The organism is Chloroflexota bacterium (assembly GCA_013152435.1).
GTDB lineage: Bacteria > Chloroflexota > Anaerolineae > DUEN01 > DUEN01 > DUEN01.
The window spans coordinates 1-18,438 of the sequence record JAADGJ010000091.1; the positions used below are offsets into that span (position 1 = coordinate 1).

Annotated in this window: 16 protein-coding genes and 1 pseudogene; 1 reads left to right on the top strand and 16 read right to left on the bottom strand. The window is 65.0% G+C overall.

Features of this window, described 5'->3' with window-relative positions; translation table 11 throughout:
- Positions 1-150: 150 nt before the first annotated feature.
- Positions 151-1,086 (top strand): FAD-dependent oxidoreductase, encoded by a 936-nt coding sequence (locus GXP39_13010; protein NOZ28955.1) that lies wholly within the window; start codon positions 151-153, stop codon positions 1,084-1,086.
- A 5-nt stretch (positions 1,087-1,091) separates the two neighbouring features.
- Here the strand turns inward: GXP39_13010 and GXP39_13015 are convergent, their stop codons facing one another.
- The 16 genes and pseudogenes from GXP39_13015 to GXP39_13090 form a co-directional block, all read right to left on the bottom strand.
- Positions 1,092-2,279, bottom strand: a complete 1,188-nt coding sequence (locus tag GXP39_13015) for an ABC transporter ATP-binding protein (protein ID NOZ28956.1) — start codon at positions 2,277-2,279, stop codon at positions 1,092-1,094.
- Between the two features lie 12 nt (positions 2,280-2,291).
- A pseudogene (gene modB, locus GXP39_13020) lies at positions 2,292-2,944 on the bottom strand (molybdate ABC transporter permease subunit).
- A complete protein-coding gene (modA, locus tag GXP39_13025; GenBank protein ID NOZ28957.1) occupies positions 2,944-3,762 on the bottom strand; it encodes a molybdate ABC transporter substrate-binding protein in 819 nt (272 codons plus the stop codon). The pseudogene modB and the gene modA overlap by 1 nt, the downstream one beginning before the upstream one ends.
- A gap of 17 nt (positions 3,763-3,779) precedes the next feature.
- A complete protein-coding gene (locus GXP39_13030; GenBank protein NOZ28958.1) occupies positions 3,780-5,099 on the bottom strand; it encodes an FAD-dependent oxidoreductase in 1,320 nt (439 codons plus the stop codon).
- A complete protein-coding gene (locus GXP39_13035; protein ID NOZ28959.1) occupies positions 5,096-6,439 on the bottom strand; it encodes a hypothetical protein in 1,344 nt (447 codons plus the stop codon). Before GXP39_13035 ends, GXP39_13030 begins: the two co-directional genes overlap by 4 nt.
- 424 nt (positions 6,440-6,863) lie before the next feature.
- Positions 6,864-8,165 (bottom strand): S8 family peptidase, encoded by a 1,302-nt coding sequence (locus tag GXP39_13040; GenBank protein NOZ28960.1) that lies wholly within the window; start codon positions 8,163-8,165, stop codon positions 6,864-6,866.
- Positions 8,162-8,470: a hypothetical protein gene (locus tag GXP39_13045; protein ID NOZ28961.1), complete on the bottom strand. Its 309-nt coding sequence runs from the start codon at positions 8,468-8,470 to the stop codon at positions 8,162-8,164. The genes GXP39_13040 and GXP39_13045 overlap by 4 nt, the downstream gene beginning before the upstream one ends.
- Before the next feature lie 98 nt (positions 8,471-8,568).
- Complete coding sequence (locus GXP39_13050) at positions 8,569-9,495, bottom strand: hypothetical protein (GenBank protein ID NOZ28962.1); 927 nt, start codon at positions 9,493-9,495, stop codon at positions 8,569-8,571.
- 300 nt (positions 9,496-9,795) lie between these two features.
- Positions 9,796-10,311, bottom strand: coding sequence for a transposase (locus GXP39_13055; GenBank protein NOZ28963.1), 516 nt, complete (start codon positions 10,309-10,311; stop codon positions 9,796-9,798).
- A gap of 92 nt (positions 10,312-10,403) precedes the next feature.
- Complete coding sequence (locus GXP39_13060) at positions 10,404-11,570, bottom strand: DUF1565 domain-containing protein (protein NOZ28964.1); 1,167 nt, start codon at positions 11,568-11,570, stop codon at positions 10,404-10,406.
- A 20-nt stretch (positions 11,571-11,590) separates the two neighbouring features.
- Positions 11,591-13,630 carry a beta-galactosidase gene (locus GXP39_13065; protein ID NOZ28965.1) on the bottom strand — a complete coding sequence of 680 codons (2,040 nt, stop codon included), beginning with the start codon at positions 13,628-13,630 and terminating at the stop codon, positions 11,591-11,593.
- On the bottom strand, positions 13,627-14,592 hold the full coding sequence (locus GXP39_13070) for a hypothetical protein (GenBank protein ID NOZ28966.1): 966 nt from the start codon (positions 14,590-14,592) through the stop codon (positions 13,627-13,629). Before GXP39_13070 ends, GXP39_13065 begins: the two co-directional genes overlap by 4 nt.
- A gap of 14 nt (positions 14,593-14,606) precedes the next feature.
- Positions 14,607-15,632, bottom strand: a complete 1,026-nt coding sequence (locus tag GXP39_13075; protein NOZ28967.1) for a Gfo/Idh/MocA family oxidoreductase — start codon at positions 15,630-15,632, stop codon at positions 14,607-14,609.
- Between the two features lie 18 nt (positions 15,633-15,650).
- Positions 15,651-16,667: a zinc-binding dehydrogenase gene (locus tag GXP39_13080; GenBank protein ID NOZ28968.1), complete on the bottom strand. Its 1,017-nt coding sequence runs from the start codon at positions 16,665-16,667 to the stop codon at positions 15,651-15,653.
- A 14-nt stretch (positions 16,668-16,681) separates the two neighbouring features.
- A complete protein-coding gene (locus tag GXP39_13085) occupies positions 16,682-17,584 on the bottom strand; it encodes an NAD(P)-dependent oxidoreductase (GenBank protein NOZ28969.1) in 903 nt (300 codons plus the stop codon).
- Positions 17,585-17,848: 264 nt separating this feature from the next.
- Positions 17,849-18,397, bottom strand: coding sequence for a hypothetical protein (locus GXP39_13090; GenBank protein NOZ28970.1), 549 nt, complete (start codon positions 18,395-18,397; stop codon positions 17,849-17,851).
- Positions 18,398-18,438 lie beyond the last annotated feature (41 nt).

The window sequence follows — 18,438 nt, forward strand, 5'->3', positions numbered from 1 at the left end:
CGGGCCACAGGCCCTGGGGTCCGTGGCCCACGAATCTGAAGGAAAGAAAGCACTTCCGGAAGCGATCCGGTGAAGTATGGAGGAGCATACACGATGAGTCTCAACCTGAACCTGGAGCTGTCGCCCCTCGGCTCGGACGGGGCGGAGGAGATCTACGACGTGATCATCATCGGCGGTGGGCCGGCCGGCGCCTCGGCCGCCATCTACACGGCTCGCGCCGATTTGCGCACCCTGGTCATCGACAAAGGGCTCACGGCAGGAGCCCTGGGCATCACGACCAAGATCAGCAATTACCCGGGCGTGCCGGGCCCCATCAGCGGCGCCGAGCTGGTGGAGATCATGCGCCGACAGGCGGAATCCTTTGGCGCCGAATTCATCACCGACAAGGTGATCGGCGTGAACCTGCGATCGGATCCCAAGGAAATCATGGCCGGGCAGGGCACCTTCCACGCCCGGGCGGTGATCCTGGCCACCGGCTCCATGGGGCGCGCCAGCACGGTCCCCGGCGAGGAGACGTTCCTGGGCCGCGGCGTGAGCTACTGCGCCACATGTGACGGGGCGTTCTTCCGCGATCAGCCGGTGGCCGTCGTCGGCAACAACGACGAAGCGCTGGAGGAGGCGCTCTTCCTCACGAAGTTCGCCAGCCGGGTCCATCTGATCGTGCCCACGCCCCAGTTGAGGGCGCGGGAGCCGCTGATCGCCCAGGCCACGTCACACCCGAAGATCGAGATGCAGCTGAGCACGCGGCTGAAGGAGATCGTGGGAAACGGAAAGGTCGAGGGGATACGCATCCACCCGCGCGATGGCGAGGAACGGACGCTGCCGGTCAAAGGGGCGTTCATCTACCTCCAGGGCGCCAGGCCCATCACGGACTACCTGCTGGGCCAACTCGAGACCACCCCCGAGGGATGCCTGGTCGTGGATGAGGAGATGCAGACCAGCGTTCCGGGCGTGTTCGCGGCAGGCGATCTCCTATGCTCCCACATCAAGCAGGCGGTGATCGCCGCCGCCGACGGTGTGAAGGCTGCCATCGCCGCGGAGAAACACCTGCGCGGCCGCAAGGAGGCGCGCCCGGACTGGAAGTAATCCCGCTACGGGCAGGCCGAGGGCGTAGCGTCCGAGGTGGTCAGCTCCAAAGCCGGGGAGGGCGATGAGGCGGAGGGCAAAGCCCCTGTCTGCGCGTGGGTGTGCGTGAACACGTGGATCGCCTCCATCTTCAGGGACAGGCGGCGTCGCTGTCCCTCGCCGAGCTCCAGGCGCAGGAACACGGGATGAGCCAGGCGAACATAGAGGCATGGCCCATCGCCCGCACCGGGCGTGAGCACGCGCGCCCGCAGCATGTGGTCGAACCCCTGAGGCTCGTCGGCCACGATGACGGCCTCCACGAGGTTGCGCGCCACGCTGGGGCGCAGGGGGCGATCCTCCCGCACGAACATGATCTCCTCCGGCCGGATGCCGAACAACAGCTCCTGGCCGGGGGCATAGGGGGCGTCCGGCGTGATCAGCTCACCACCCGCCCACCGCACGCGCAACCCGTCCGCCAGCCGCTCCATCACCCGCCCTCGGAACACGTTCCGCATCCCCATCGCCACGGCGACCTCCGGCGTGGCCGGATGCCGGAACACCTCATCCCGTGCGCCGTTCTGGATCACCCGCCCCGCCGCCACCACGACGATACGCTGGGCCAGGGTGTACGCCTCGGCCAGATCGTGGGTCACCAGCAGCATCGGTATGTTGTACCGGGCCTGGACTCGACGCAGCTCCTGGCGCAGATGCTCGCGCAGCGGGGCGTCCAGCGCGCCCAGGGGCTCGTCCAGGAGCAGGATGTCCGGCGACGTGACCAGCGCCCGGGCCAGGGCCACCCGCTGCTGCTCACCCCCGGAGAGCTCGTCCGGGCGGCGATGCTCCAGCCCCTGCAGCCGCATCAACCGGACCATCTCCTCCACCCGGGCGGCCCGCTCCGACCGCTCCAGCCGGTGTAACCCATACGCGATGTTCTCGGCCACGCTCAGGTGGGGAAACAGGCCATAATGCTGAGGCACATAGCCCACCCGTCGCCTCTGAGGTGGCAGATCGATCCCGGCCCGACTGTCGAAGAGCGTCCGCCCGCCGATGACGACGCGGCCAGCATCCGGCCGAAACAGCCCGGCGATGGTCCGCAGCGTGATGCTCTTTCCCGACCCGGACGGGCCGAACAGCGCGATCAACTCCGTGCCCGCCTGGAAACGGATATCCAGGCTCAACAGGGGCAGCGCATGACGCACATGCACATCCAACAACTTCCCGATCTCCTACGCCCGGCCTCGCTGAAGCAATAGACGCAACGAAACCAGCAACGCCAGCGCGACGGCCGTCAGCAGGGCGACCAGCCAGTTGGCGCGCGCCTGATCGCCCGCCTGCACCGCGTCATAGATCGCGATGGGCATCGTCTGCGTGCGCCCCGGGATGTTCCCCGCCACCATGAGCGTGGCACCGAACTCCCCCAGGGCACGGGCAAAGGCCAACACGGTCCCGGCCAGGATCCCTCGCCAGGCCAGAGGCAGCGTCACGGTAAAGAAAATGGCCAGCTCCGATCGCCCCAGCGTCCGGGCCACATCCTCGATCTCCGGGGCGACGCCCTCCATCGCCGCCCGGGCCGACTGCACCAGCAGGGGTAACGCCACGATGGTCGCCGCGACCACAGCACCCCGCCAGGTGAAGACCAAGGGGATGCCGAGGGCGCTCAGCCAACGCCCCAGGGGACTTCGCTGTCCCAACAACACCAGCAGGTAATAAACACGGTGGGGGGCATCACCATCGGCAGGGCGGTGAGCGCATCCAACGCCTGCAACAGCGGATGACGCCGCCTGGCCAGCAATCGTGCCAGAGCGACGCCGATCACCAGCGCGATCAGGGTGGCCGTCGAAGCCACCCGCAAGGATAACCACAGCGGCTGCCAGACCATCAACGCCCCTCCGGGGGATCGAAGCCATGCCGCTGCAAGATGGCCTGGCCCGCAGGCCCGCCCACGAACTCGACGAAGCGACGAGCCTCGTCGGGATGCGCGCTGGCCTTCAAGATCGCCAGTGACTGGGACAGGGGATCATACAGGTCGTCCGGGATCACGACGTAGCGTACCTCTGGCACATCCGCAATGGACCGGGCGACGATCCCGACCGGCGCATCCCCCGTCTGCACAAACTGCAACGCCTGCCGCACGTTCTCACCCATGACGATCCGCGACGATACTCCCTCCCACAACCCTACCCGCTCCAGGGCCTGCCGCGCGGCCGCCCCATAGGGTGCATGATCCGGGTTCGCGATGGCGATCGGCCCCAGCGCCGGGTTCGCCAGATCCTCCAGGCGCTCGATCCCGGGATCACTCCCCCGATGCACCACCAACGCAAGCCGCCCATGCGCATAAACCATCCGGCTGCCCGGAAGGATCAGGCCACGAGCATCCAATCGATCCAGATAAGCCTCGTTCGCGGAGGCGAAGACATCGAACGGGGCGCCGTTTTCGATCTGCTGGGTCAGCTGCCCGCTGGCCCCGAAAGCGATCGTCACGACGATCCCCGTCTCCTCTTGAAACTCCCGCCCGATCTCGGTGAACGCCGAATACAGACTCGCCGCGGCGGCCACCGTCAGCGAGGGTGACTCAGGCGCATCTGACACGCCGCACCCGCTCAACGCCACCGCCACCCCCGCCAGGATCCAGACGCACAGGAACGCGATCCCCGCGATCCGGCTTGATATCCCCTCCCACAGAACTCGGATCGTCACCCTTATCCCCGAAACGGTCACGTCGCCGGACGCCGCGAGGCGGCGGAACGAAACAGGCCGGTCGTCATGCGGAGGAGCAACGTCGGTCGCATCATATCGCGCAGGATGGCGCGATAGGGCCGATGCCCCGAAACGGCGTCGAAGAGGGCGCGGCGCAGGGTCGGCTCCCGTTCAGCTATGGCCAACAGCACGTCCATCAAACGCAGCCGACTGCCGAGGATCACCAGCCGGCGCACGATCTGCCCATACGGGATATCCGCCATGATCTCACGACACGCGGCCTCATAGCCGTGTTGAAAGGCGGCGGCCGAGATGCCATCCCGCAGGATGCTATGGGCGGCCCATACCCCTGTCAGGCAGGCCGAGTTGATCCCTTTGCCCTTAAAGGCCCGTACCAGGCCGGCCGCATCCCCGATGATCACATACCGGTCTCCGTAAAACCCCCGGGCGAGGGAGATAGGGAACCGCCCCTTGAAGTACTGAATCCCCTCGGGCCCGGCCAGATCGGTTTGCTCCAGGGGAGGGAGCGCCGCGGAAACCGCAGGCATCGCCAGGAAGCGATCCATCCAGGGCGCCGTGACACCGGCCCCCGCGATGTTCACGGTCAGATGATTCGCCTTGGGAGAGATCGCCCCGAACTCGATCTGCGGTTGGGCCGGGAGGAAGGCGTGGATCCGCCCGCTGGGCAGCATCCCGCCCGCCCCGGACGCCTGCGCCGACGCGAGATAGCCCGGCGGCGGGTGAATCTTGATCACGATGCTGTCGAGGAACCGGGGCGGCCGATAGGGGGTCGCACGGGACAGCGCCGCAGCCGTGCCCGCATCCAGCCCGAACGCCCCCACCACCACATCCGCCTTCCGACAATCGCTCTCGCTGTACACGACCACGCCGTTGGCGTGGATCTCCAGGTCGGTCACCCGGCCGGGGACCACCTCCACGCCAGCCTGCCGGGTCTGATCCAGCAGGTAGGCGTCGAACTGGACCCGGCGCAAGGCGTACGAGACCTCATCGTCGTCAGCGCCGTCCAACACCAGCGTGCGCCGCTCACCATGCAGTACATATCCCGTGATACGACGCTGCACCAGATGCCAGGGGAAGGGCACCCCCAGATGCTCCTGCAGGATGCGATCGATGGGGGGTGAGAGGATGCCGACGCACTGATTGTGGTGGCGCTCGCCAGCGAAGGTCTTCCCCTCATACAGGGTCACCTCGATGCGACGACCCATCTCCCGCCCCAGCCGCGCCAGGGCGATGGCGCACGCGCACCCACCGGGCCCACCCCCGATGATCACCACGCGACCGCCGTCACGCAACGGTCCAAGCGTAGACGCGATCAAGATTCCAGCTCCTCGGCCGTCGGATAATCCATGGCGGATGCCCGTCGCTCGCCGATCAGCGCGTGGCGAATCCACCGCATCCCCATCCGAACGCCCAACAGGCGGCGCAGGATAGCCGCATACGAGTCATCCCCGGTGAACATCCCCCACAGGGCCAGATGTGCGCTGCGATCCTGCACCGGCAGGCTCCGCTCCGCCCGCAGGATCGCCAGCCAGGCATCCACCAACCGTGGATTCCGACGGGTGCGCTCCCACAGGGCGAACAACAGCCGGCCGATCTGGTTGTCGCGAGCGATCGCCCGACAGAGCGGCGCATAGCCTCGGGCGAAATCCCTCGCGCTCCCGCCCATCTCCAGAGCCGTGCGAGCGGCCTGCCCCGCCGTCAGAAACGCCGCGCCGATGCCGTCCTTGTACAAGCGGGTCACCGCCGCATCCCCCACCGCCACGAAGTGATCAGCGTAGTAACCGCGCGCGATCCCGACGGCGACGCGCGGCCGACAGCCGCACAGGCGCATTGGCTCCTCTCGCAACGTGGCGCGCACATCCGGCTCCTGCAACAGTACGCCCACCGCATCCCTCTCCAGATGATGCCCCAACAGGCTGATGTTCACATAAGGCCCCTTGGACACCAACCCGGCGAACACCAGGCTGCCCGGCCGCCCAAAATGCACGTGCACCCAACCCTTGTCCTGGAAGCCGGGCGCTAACAGCTCGTCCTGAGCCATCACCTCCACCGGTGGCGGGACGTACCCGGAGGCCCGGAGCGATGGCAAACGGCTGTTGACGCCGGTGGCCAGGACCACCAGATCGCTCGTGTAGTGGCGCTCCCGGGTCCGCAGCGACGGCCGGCCATGCAGATCGACCTCTTCCACGCGCTCACGCACCACCCGGCCGCCGGCCCGCTCCACCTCGCTCAGCAGCCAGGCATCAAAGCTGACCTCCGGCCCCAAGTCGCCCAAACGCGGCCCGGGCCCCCGGTAGACGCTCAGGATCCGGCGCTGAGGCTCCGGCCGGGCGATCTCAAAGGTCCTCTGCGCCAGATGCAACACGTAGCCGTGGATCTCCCCCAACACCACGCCGGAAGGCAGACGCAAGCCAAACTCGTGCAGGCCACGGACCAGGCGCGACGAGAGGATGCCCGCGCACTTGTTGCAACCCCGAGGTCCCCTGATTCCAAAGTCCTTGGGCTCAAAGAGGATCAACTCCAGGTCCAACCCGCGCTGGCGGGCCAGTTTCAGAGCATGTAGCGCAAAGAAACATCCGGCCGGGCCACCGCCGATAACGGCGATGCGCGTGGGGGATGATCGCGACAGGCGGCCCCTGACCACCTTGGGCACCATACGGCTCTCCCCGGGGGAAATATCGGGGGACGACAAGCTTCCGAAGATCCATCTTCTCAATCCGCTGCGCCAGGTACATCATCGCCCTGACCGAGAACGTGCAGATCCCGACCACTCTGTCTTAGGTGAAGGGGATCTCCCCTCCATGGAATCCCACCTTTCCGGCCTGTACCTGCCTTTTTCGGCTCTTTCCGAAGGACCCAGGCCGAGACCGGGCAGGTCGAAGGCGGAAGAAGGGCTTTTTCCGGAGGGGCTTCGCCCCTCCGGGCCTCCCCATAGCAGAAGCAATGACATTTCTCAGACACGCTCTTACGATCGACTTCGAGAAAGGGCAATGAGGCGGCGCAGCGCGAAGCTGTGCCGCCTCTATCCCGTCTCCCACACCCCCCGACGCGGCGCGCGCCGGGGGCGAGAGGCCCTCTCCTCAGAACAGACGAAAGACGCGCAGGACCGCCTGCAGACACCCCTCCGGAGGCTGAGGTGTAGGTTCCGGTTGGGGCGTAGGCTCCGGCTCGGGGGTCGGCTCGGGCTCCGGAGTGGGCTCCGGCGTCGGCTCGGGCTCGCTAACGTCCACCCGCACGGCCGTGTAAACGTCCACCCGTCCGGCCCCCTGGCTGTTCTCATCCTCTCCCAGGTCGATCGCCGCAGCGATCAGGCGCTGCTTCACCTGAGCGGGCGTCAGGCCTGGATTCGCCTCCAGGATCAACGCCGCCGCGCCCGAACAATGGGGGGTAGCCATGCTGGTGCCGGAGGCTGAGGTGTAGAACTCGCCCACAGGAGTGCCCATTTGGGTTCCCTGCGCTCGCGCTGCCACGATGTTATGCCCAGGGAAGACAACGTCCGGCTTGACGCGGCCATCCAGCGTCGGGCCACGAGAGGAGAACCGGGCGATCTGATCATCGTCCGTGGAGGCCCCCACGGTGATCACATCTCGGGCGCACCCGGGCGATCCCACCGTGCGCGCCCTGGGGCCGGCGTTCCCTGCGGCCACGCAGACGACCACGCCATGCGCGACCGCGGCATCGCAGGTGACGGACAGCGCGTCCGTGCCATCGCAGGCGCCGTCGCTTCCCAGTGAGAGATTGATCACCTGCGCGCCCTGGTCAACCGCCCACTCCACGCCGGCCATGACATCGCTCATGTAGCCACCGCCGTCATCCCGCAAGACCTTGGCCACCATGAGCTGGGCTTCCGGGGCCACCCCGACGTACTTTCCGTCGCTGGCCTTGCCACTGCCGGCGATGATGCTGGCGACATGGGTGCCGTGCCCGTGCCCATCCTGAACGGATTCCCCGGTGAACCCCTGAGTGGCGACGATGCGCCCCTCGAAATCGGGATGGGCCTCATCGATCCCGGTATCTACCACGGCCACCTTGATCCCCGCCCCTCGATATCCCAGGCCCCATACCTCGGGAACGCGAAGATGAGGCACCGATACGTCCAGCATGGTGTGCACCGGGAGATCTTCCCACACATCCTCCACGTCGGGGTCCTGCGCCAGCTCCTCCAACACCTGACGGGTGACCGTGAGAGCGCTGGCAGGGATGATCTCATAGTGACGCAGCGCGACGATGCCACGCTCGCCGGCCGCCAGCCGGGCACGGACCCGGCGCGTATCCCGATAACGCACGATCACGCGAACCGGCTCCTCCGGCCCTAACGCGGCCAGACGCGCCTGTAACCTTCCTCGGAACTTCTCGCCCCCGTTAGGCCGTTCCTCGCTCATTCGATATCCTCCTTGGGCATCGTATGCACCGCGCGATCCGCCTCAATAGTGACCACCCACGGCTGTGCGGCCAGCTTCAGCACGGCATCCGCCGCACCCTCTATGGCCAGGCCGGGCGTGAGCTTGAAGACGCGATGGACGCGCAAACCCAGCCCCTCCACATCCGCACGATGTGCCTCCGGGTCATCGACCACGTGCGCGATGACCCGCACGCGGGCCTGGGGGACGGACTCCAACTGACGACGCAGGTCCGGGGACAACGGATCGGGGCGGCTGCGCCGCCTCCACCATCGAGACAGGGACATCTTCATGGGCCCATTATAGCACCCCGCCGTCCGGGACACAAGGCAACCGGGGAGAGCCAAGCACCTTTTTCCGGACAGCCAGGTAGGATAGGCACGTCCTACGCCTTACCGGCCCCTCGCTCCTCCAGGAATCGATCCACCTCAGCCCGGCTGGGGATGCCGCTACGGCCGCCGGGATGCATGGCCTTGATGGCCGCCGCCGCGCTGGCCACCCGGATGGCGGTGGGGATGTCCTCGCCCCGGGCGAGACAGGCCGCATACGCGCCGTGAAACACGTCGCCACAGCCGGTGGTGTCCACGGCATCGACCGAGAAGGCAGGGACATGCACCACCTCGCCGCCATACTCCGCATACCAGCAACCCTTCTCCCCCGCGGTGACGGCACAGCAGGCGCGCTCCGGGCCTGCGAGCGCGCGGACCATGGACGAGGGCTCGTCCTCTTCCGTCAGGCGGCGGCCCAGATCCGCCGCAATGATGAGGTGATCCACGCGACGGATCAGATCCAGCACGCCGGGCTCCCGCACGAACTCGATATCGGCCACCACGGGGATATCGTGTCGATGGGCGATCTCCAAAGCACGCAAACCGCTCTCAACGTTGAAGTGATCCAGGAAGAGCACCCGGCACGCGGCGATCAACGACTCCGTAATCATGTCGGGGGGACGAAACATCACCCCGCCGAACCAGGCGAGGATAGTTCGGTGGGCGGTGGACTCATCGACGATGATGGTGGCGTGAATGGGGCGGGCCTCCGGCCGGTGCAACACCGCAGTGCAGTCGACCCCCTCCCGCTCGAAGGCCTCGATGGTGAAACGGGAGAGCTCGTCATCCCCCAGGACGCCCGCGTAGGCGGCCCTGGCGCCCAGCCGGGCGGCGGCCACCAGCGCGGTGCCGGTCAGCCCACCGCCCTCGCGCCGCCGATCCCGAACCGTCACCTTCGTGTTCGGTCGGGGATAACGGTCGACATAGATCAGGTCGTCCACGGCGACGGCGCCGAATCCCAACACATCCCAGATCCTCGTCACCTTCCCGCCATCCTCCACGTGGTATCTCACCTGCTATCCATTGGGCAGTTACCTATAGAAAGCCGCCCTACCCTTGTTATTCGGTTACCCAAGCGGGAGGGCAGATTCCATACTTGCTATCCATTGGGCGGCTACGAAAAGCCGCCACCCTTATTATTCAATGTTACCCAAGCGGTATTACCCAATGGTAGGGCAGGTTTCCATACCTGCCTACCATTGGGCGGCTATAGAAAGCCGCCCTACCCTTGTTATGTTATTCGGTTACCCAAGTCTACTCATTCTCTCCAAGGGAGCCGTTGCTTACCCTAAATCCATCCCCATCAAATGAGCCGGCTCCCCGACATGTCCCCACCCCACCTCATAGTACCCACGATCAAGCCAGAACCTATAGGACGACTGATCCCAATCCTCAGGGCGCTGCACATATCCGTGCTTGACCGGATTCCAATGGATATAATCAAAATGGTTATGTAAGTCACGCTCGTTCCGAATCACATGATCCCAAAAACGCCTTTGCCACAGCTTAAATTCGCTCGTGATGCCATGGGCCTTTTTGTAATTGATCGTATAGTTGCGCTTCACACTGTGCAGCACTTTGGAAAAGTCCCCATCTCTCACACGCATCAGCCAATGAAGATGATCTGGCAGAATCACATAGGCGAGCAGCCGGAAAGGGTGGATCTCCCGAACTCTCCGGAGGGTATACCAAAATAGCTGGATGTCCTCCCCAGAGTCGAAAACCGGGATGCGGCGATGGGTCACTGTCGTAATGAACACAACGGCATTGGGCACATAATACCGTCGGAAGTCCGGCATTCCCTGCCTCCCGCAATGATCCCCGCTACCCAAGTGGGAGGGCCAATTTCCATATCCACCCCGTCAAGCGGCTACGAAAAGCCGCTCTGCTCTCAACATGGCGGCGGCTCGTCGGATGGGGGCACACACGGCTGTCCCACCCCACAAGCCCACTCGACACACAGAAAATCATGCTGGCGGTTCTCCTTCAAGACGTTCCCGCTCATCCGCAGCGCTTGTTCCGGCGGTGGGCACACCCCGAAATTCCACACGTACAGGCCAAACTCGTTCCCCTGACTGATGTTGTTCTCCAAAACGAACCCCCGCGAGCCACGAGGATACGCGACCTCGGTATCGCTGACCTGGATCCCGGGGCCGTGGTTGTTACGGAAGACGTTATCCCGCACCGTGATCTCACGCCCCCCATCTAGCCAGATCCCCCCATCCCACCAGTCGAGCATCTGCATCTCGCTCTCCTCTACGACGTTCGACTCCACCGTCACATTGCAGGATTCCTCGACCAGGATGCCGGTTCCCATCACCTTGCGTACCGTGTTGTCCTTGATGAGGCAATCCTGGCATCCCCAGACGTCGATCCCGTAGCCGGAGAGCTCCTTCTCCACGATCCGCATGCCCGTCTCCTCCAGGATATTCCCCTCTACAAGGACGTTCCGGCTCTCCACTACCGTGATCCCCGATCCGCCCTCCTCCATATCCGCGTGGATGCCGAAGCCCGTATGACGGATGCGCAGGTCTCGCAGGGTGACATCCCGGCTCAGGAAGATGCCGACCCCTTCCCATCGATAGTTCCGGATCGCCAGGTCGCTGATGATGATGTTCGTACACCACCAGCACTGGAAGGCCGAACCAAGGCGTTCCTGGCCGTCGAAGACGGGCCTCCCACCGGCGCTCGTATCCCCCCGTATGACGATCGGCGCGTCGGCCGCGCCCAGCTCATACACCTCGACGAACTCGTGATACGTGCCCGACAGGATGAGAACCGTCTGGCCGGGCTGAACGACCTCCATCGCCCGCTCCAGAGTGCGGAACGCCGTCGCAGGAGAGCGACCGTCGTTCTCATCATCGTCACCGGAAACCGATACGTAATAATCGGCTTGTGGGGGCTCGTGGATATCAGCCGATATCAGCGGCAGGTAGACTATGGGCCCCTTCGGCGCGGCGGTGGCCGCGGGTGTAAGGTTGAAACGGCCCGGTACGGACGCGCACGCCAGGCCGATGAGCATGGCCGCCGCTAAGGCCAGGAAACGCAACTTCGTCACCACAAGCCCCCCTTTCCCCCCTACGCCATCTCCAGCGCGATCATCTGGTGGCCGACGAGCTTCGGCAGGGTGAATGTCACGCGGCCGTCCTCCCGCTCGAACGCCAGCGGCTCGTCTTCCGGCACGCGAACCACCGCCCGAACCTCCTCCGGCACGCGTACGGATACCGTTATATTGTACAGGGGGATAACGTCCTCGATGACGTCGAAGTCCTGCCCGCGCCGCTCGGGGATGTAATGCAGCAGGTGCACGATCCACCGCCCCTCGGCCGCCTGCTCATTGACGGCCACCTCCAGCGTGGTGGGGCCATCGTGGCGCACCAGCGGATCCGACAGGAGCATCTCGAGCGCGTTGAGGAAGAGCACTTTGCACCAGCGCGGCGCGTTCTGATTGTACTGGCTGAAGATGGGATGGGCAAAGTAGATCGCCCGGCCGTTGCGCACGACGCCCGGCCCATCGACCTCACCGGAGGACGGAGTCTGGCGATGGGAGCAGAAATGTTTGTAGGTGCGGTAGAAGTACGGTTTCACGACGGGGGCCAGCACCTCGGCGCCCGGCAGCGCATCCACCTCCATCCCCTTCATGTACATGACATGCTCCGTCTCCGGCAGTCCCCGGCCGAGCTCGCCCCGCGGCAGGATGTACTCGGCGTAATCATTCTGCGGGAAGTGCCGGCCACGCACCAACCGGCCGCTGAGATCGCGAGGCCCCTCGTCCCTCATGCGCACGCCCAGCGCCTTGAGGGTGAAGTCCGTCTTCTCCTCATTCATGCCCGACTCGAAGGAGGCGATGAGCGCGCCGCCGTCGGCCAGATAGGCCTCCAACTTCGCCGCAAACGCCTCTGCGACGGGGATGTGATCAGGGAGGATAAGGACCTTGTAGCGCGAGAGGTCGCTGGCGGAGTCCAGGATGTCGAACTGGTGAGCGCCCTCGGTCAGCATCCGTGTCGCGCCCATGATGGCCGGCGGGAGCTCCCACGGGCCGGCGCCGGCGAACTCCTCGGGCGTGAACACGCCGATCTCGGCGACGGGCTTCGCCCCCTTGCACCAGGGCTCCTTCCTCTCCACCTCGCGGTAGACCGAGCCCACCAGCTCGTACACGTGCGGATCGATCTTCCCCGATGGATGGAGCTGATCGCCGATGAGGCACTTGGCGCCCAGGGCCAGCATGCGGAAGACCTCGTATTGCAGCGCCGCCGGGTTCTTGAAGGAATGGAAATCGCCCCACGAGGTGTGGAACTTCCCCGTGTGGCTCAGGCACTCGAGCCCGAGGGTGCGGGCGTAGCGCATGGTGATGGGGAAGTGCAGATATCCCCAACCGCCGCTGGGCAGGGACTCCAGCTCGAAGTGGGTGTAGGCGTCCATCACGGCCCGATGGCGCGGCCCAATGTGGCCCGCGTTGTAGAAGATGGTGCATTCCTGGTTGAATCGTCGCACGAACGCGGTCAGATCGCGCTTGAAGCGGTTGATGACCTCCAGCCCGTATCGGCGGCGGGCGATGGGGTCGGTGGGATCCAGCCCCTCGGCCTCCATGCCGGCCCGGCAATACCGGCATGAGCAGTCCTGAGGCTGCACGATGTCGAAGAAGAAGCCGTCCACGGGCATCGTCTCCAGGATCTCCTGGACGTGGGCCTTGATGAACTCGACGTAGGGGGTGTTCAGGCAGATCTGGCGATAGAACCCGGCCTCGTAGGGCGGCGTGCCGCGCGGGCAGCCGTGCTCATCGATCACCAGCCACTCCGGGTGCTCCGTGGCCGTGTAATGATCCCACTGGATGGTGGTGTAGATGGGCACGCGGATGCCGCGCGCGTGGCAGGCCCGGATCTGCTCCCGGAGCAGGTCACATGCCAGATGGGGATGCCGCCGCTCGGGGAACGTCTGCGTGTCGAAATAGATCCAGCCGTGGTGCCCCCGGGCGAAGCAGGTGATGGAGTTCACCCGCGCCCTCTCCAGGGTAGCCGCGAACTCCTCGGGATCGAACTCGGCGCCGATCCCCGCGATGTGCTCGCTGGTGTGGAAGTCCAGATGAATCTGGCGGAAACGCAATTCAAAGGCGCTCATGATTGGCTCCTCCCTGTGGATGCAGCTGCTCCGCGCTGATGATTCAACCGCTCTAACTGACGTGCCAACTCCTCGATGTAACGACCATTCTCCAGTTTCGTCCGCCAGTCGGCAGGGATTGCGTCCGCTCCGAGGTACGCCCCGGAAATGGCACAGGTCATCGCCCCTAACGTGTCCCGATCGCCGCCATGGAGGACGGCACAGAAGAGGCAGGCTTCAAAGGACTTCGGGTGGCGCAGGAACGCGTACACAGCGAAGGGCATCGACTCCTGAACGGCCACGGTCTGCCCAAGGTGCCTGGCTGCTTCCGAGGCCGGGACCTCCTGCGAGATGCACGCTGCCACCAGGTGCATCTTCTCACGTATCTCCTCTGTCCGGGCGAATTCCACTAGTGATTGGATGAATGGCTCCACATGGAACGGCTCGTCCGGATCAAGCCTGACAGCCTGCGCGATAGCATAGGCTAACACGGCCGCGCCGTCTATCCCCACGGGATGGGCATGGGTGACGACGGCTGAGGCACGCGCCATCTCGTAGAGATCGGGCACATCATGGAAGAAGAGGCCCACCGGCGCGATGCGCATGGCCGCGCCGTTGCCAAAGGACCCCTGGCCGCCGAAGAGACGCCGCGCTGCCTCACTGTACGAGAGGCCGTACCGCTCCACCAGGGCGAACACCGTGGGCGGCCCGGAGGCATATCCTCGCCATGGTTCACGATGGAAGTTCGCCCGGAAGGTATCCCCCAGGTGCTGCTCGTCAAGCCCCCCTCGCTCGATAATGGACTCCGCCACGCCAATGGCCATGGCCGTATCATCTGTATACCTGAGGATATCCGCCTGGGCGATCACGGCGCGCAGTCGTGCCCCATCCCGATATCGGAAGGCCAGCTCCCCGATGGCGTCGCCCAGGGCGCTTCCCACCATGCCGCCCACAAACTTGGCGATCCGATCCACCCGCCCCATGACGGCTACCTATCTCATCTTGTGAGCCGGGCCTTCAGCGCGTCGATGAGATGCGGCTCCGGATCGACTGGCAACGAGATCAGCTGATGGTGCAGCGCGCTCATGTAGATGCCGAGGATGATGTTGAACTGAATCAACGAGGCCGCCAGATTCGTCGGGTGGACCCTGGATTCGTCTTCCAACCAGTCGAAGACGGCTTCGGTCAACCCCGCCTGGCCGAGGATATCTTCATCGGCGTAGTTGTGAAAGCCCTGCTCGAGAGTGCCGTCGGCGCCGGTCCGCTCCCATCCCTTCATCGTCCAATGCACCAGGCCGCGCGTGCCATAGACAGCGATCCGCTTATGCGTGTGGACAGGGCCTTCCCTCACCGCGGGTGCATTCTTCCCGCACAGGAGCTGGGCGCGAACGCCGTTCGCAAAGGCAATGCTGGCGACGCACTGGTCGGGGGCATAATGACCCTTCGTTCCCTTCAATCCCTCAGCGCCCGCGACCTGTCCGAACACGGCGATCGGCCTGGCCCCGCCGTTGAAAGCGCTGATGAGCTCAAGGATGTGGGTGCCCTGATAAGCCAGGTTCATGCGCGCGCTGGCCTCCAGAAAGCGGATCTCCCCGATGTGTCCCTCCCGCACGTACCGTTCCAGCTCCAGCCGCCGCGGGTGAAAGTGAAGCTGATGATTGACGCATATCTTGGTCCGGGTGGCCGCCTGGAGTTCACAAAGGGCGCGGTAGTCCTCGCCCTGGATGGCGATGGGCTTTTCGACGATCACGGCGGGAACGCCATACTCACTGGCGATGGTCAGCGCATCCACACGATGCGTCGGCTGCGTCACGATATGCACGACATCCGGCCGCTCCTTTTGGAGCATCTGAGCGAAGTCCGTATAGCGCGCCGCAATCCCGAAACGGGAACCCAGGCTTTCGACTTTCTCCTCGTGCCGGTCACAGATGGCGATCAGCTTCCCTCGCTTGACGTGCTGATACGCCTCGATGTGCCCGATCGCGCGCGGGCCGCACCCGAGCAACGCACATTTGTAGGTCATGGCATCTCCCCCAGTAGCTCACTCCCACGGCTTGAGGATGATCTTGGCGCTCTGGTGAGAGGCCGAGATCTCGAACGCCTCCTGGATCCTGCTCATCGGGATGACGTGGCTGACGAGGAGATCGATCAGCGGGGATTCCTGAATCACCTTCATGACCTGGGCGAAGTCAGCCAGGTTGTAGTGCCACGAGCCGATCACGGTAAGCCCCTTGCGGATCATGTCCGGGCTGACCCGAATACTCAGGTCGTCGTGGCACTCGCCGATGAAGGCGACCCGGCCGCGCCGCCGCGTGGCATCGATGCAGAGCCGTTCGGCCTGCACACTACCGGAGCAATCGAGCGCGGCATCGACGCCTCTGCCACCTGTCATATCCCGGATCGCCTCCAACAGATGAGCGTCAGCCGGATCGAGCACGGCGGCCACGCCCATGGCGCGAGCCCGCTCCGCCCGCCACGGCTCCGGCTCCACGACGACGACCCGAGCCCCTCGGAAGCGAGCGTTGACGATGGCACCCAGCCCAACCGGTCCGGCCCCTGTAATCAGGACAGTATCGAAGGCGCTCAGGCCCATGCGCTGGAACGCGCCGAAGGAAGGGCCCAGGGCGCAGCAGGCCAGGGAGGCGCGCTCGTAGGACATTCCGTCCGGGATCTTGGGCAAGAGCCAGGACGGCTTCAACAGGTATTGGGCCATGGTGGCACTGCCCTCCAGGCTGCCATGGACCTGCGCGAAGTCGGGGGCGTGCTCGCAATAGATGTAGTCGCCGGAGACGCATAACCTGCACTGCCCGCAGCCAGACAAAGGCATGACGACCACCCGATCGCCGACGTTGACGCGCCCCGGCTGGGCCACGGCCACCACCTCCCCGGCGGCCTCGTGCCCCAGATATTCCACCTTTCGTCCGGCCACGAAACTCTTGTACTCCGCGCACATGGGGGCCGCGTGAACCTTGACGAGAACCCAGTCCTCCTTGGGCTGTGGATCCGGTACATCGACCAGAGCGGCCCGGCGTTTCCCGAGTATGACGGCTTTTTTCATCTCACCACCCTGCGCTATCTCAAGTATTCCCGCCACGTGTATCGTGGCTCCCAGCCGAAGGCCTGACGCGCCTTCTCACAACTGAAGAAGGCCTGATGGCCCTCCAACTTGCGCACCTTGGGCAGTAGATCCGGACGGAAGCGCTCGATCAGCTCCATTGACGGCTCCAGGGCCGTGGTATCCGGCCCGTTCAGGAAGTACACGTCATGAGGCGGCAACGTCTCGGCCGCCTCCATGATCATGCGGTGCATACGCGCCACGTCCTCGCTGGCCACCCAACCCCAGAGCCACGGGTTCCACTCCGTCGCCGGTTGGGCGCTCTCCGCCATCGCCTTGCGTCGCTCCGGCGGGCAGATGCCGGACGGCCGCGTGACGTAGGTCCGGATGCCGTAAGCCCGGGTGAAGGATGCCAGCAGTTCCTCCCCAGCCAGCTTGGAGTAGGAGTAGGAGTCCTCGACCGCGGTGGGGTGCTCCTCGTCGATGGGGAGATACTGAATGGGGAAGGGCTCGTCGCTGATGCGGTAGCCGTGCCCCAAAGCGCAGTTGCTGCCGGACATGACGACGACCTGCACACCGGCCTGCACCGCGGCCTGCATGAGGTAGTAGGTCCCTAGAATGTTGGTGCGCATCGTGGCGTCGAAGGGCGGGAGGTCCCGGCCGCTCGCCTCCATCTCGGCCCGGATCTGGGGATGGTCCGTCGGATAGGGCATGGCACCTAAATGCTGGATGACCTGCACACCCTCCACGGCGCCCAGGCAATCATCGTAGCTGTTCAGATCCCCCTGAATCCAGGGCAGGTGAGCCCGATCCTCCGGCGGGCGGGTTCGGGAGAAGAGCACGACCTCGTAGTCGCCCTCCAGCTCCCTGGCGACGTATTTCGCCAGCCGGCCGCTGCCTCCGGTTATCAGCACCTTCATGAGATTCCTCCAGATACGTAAGCTACGGGGATTGGAGATGGCTTTCGCGGTTTTCCCCCGGAGCGTGTCTGAAAAGTGCGACAGGAACCACCAAGGCACTAAGACCCTAAGCTATAGAGAAGGCAGAAGTGCATTATGGAGGGCCTACCAAGTTTAAGAAGGGACCTCGACATATTCCTCTTGATGCTCTCCTTGGTGTCTTGGTGGCTTCGTGGTGTGTTTTCAGATACATCCTCAGGAAGCCTGACGGCGGGATGGGCGGGGCTAGCTGACGTCGATCGGCTCGAAGGTCGTGCGTAGATCCTGCGCCTGACCCGTCTCCGCCGAGCGATAGGCCGCGTCGATGATCTCGATAACGTGGCGCGCGTGCTCGGCGGTGACGATGGTCGGCTTGTCCTTGCGGATCCAGTCCACCAGTTGCATGATGTCCTCGTAGACGTGCGCTTCCTCCATGGCCCGGTGTGGCCCAACCACGTGAGGCAGGGTCGCGTTGAAGCCATATCGCTCGACCAGCTCACGGCCCGGGTACTCGATCGGTTTTCCATTGAGCGTATCGCCGTTGATGAACCCCTCGGTACCGAAGATGAGGAGCCGTCTCCCGCCCGCGCCAGGGAGTCCTCCCGCCGCCGTGCCGTATACGAAGGCATAGAACGCCTCCCCGAAGTCGAGCAGGATCAGCGTGTTGTCGTCCATGTCGCAGGGGATCATCTCCCCGCGGAACTCTCGCTCGCGGATGCGCACGCCGGAGAAGGCCGTGACGCGCTTGGCGGGGCCAAGAACTCCGGTCAGGACGTGCAGCCCGTACACGGTCATGTCGTACAGCGGGCCACCGCCCGGACGCCGGAAGTACCAGG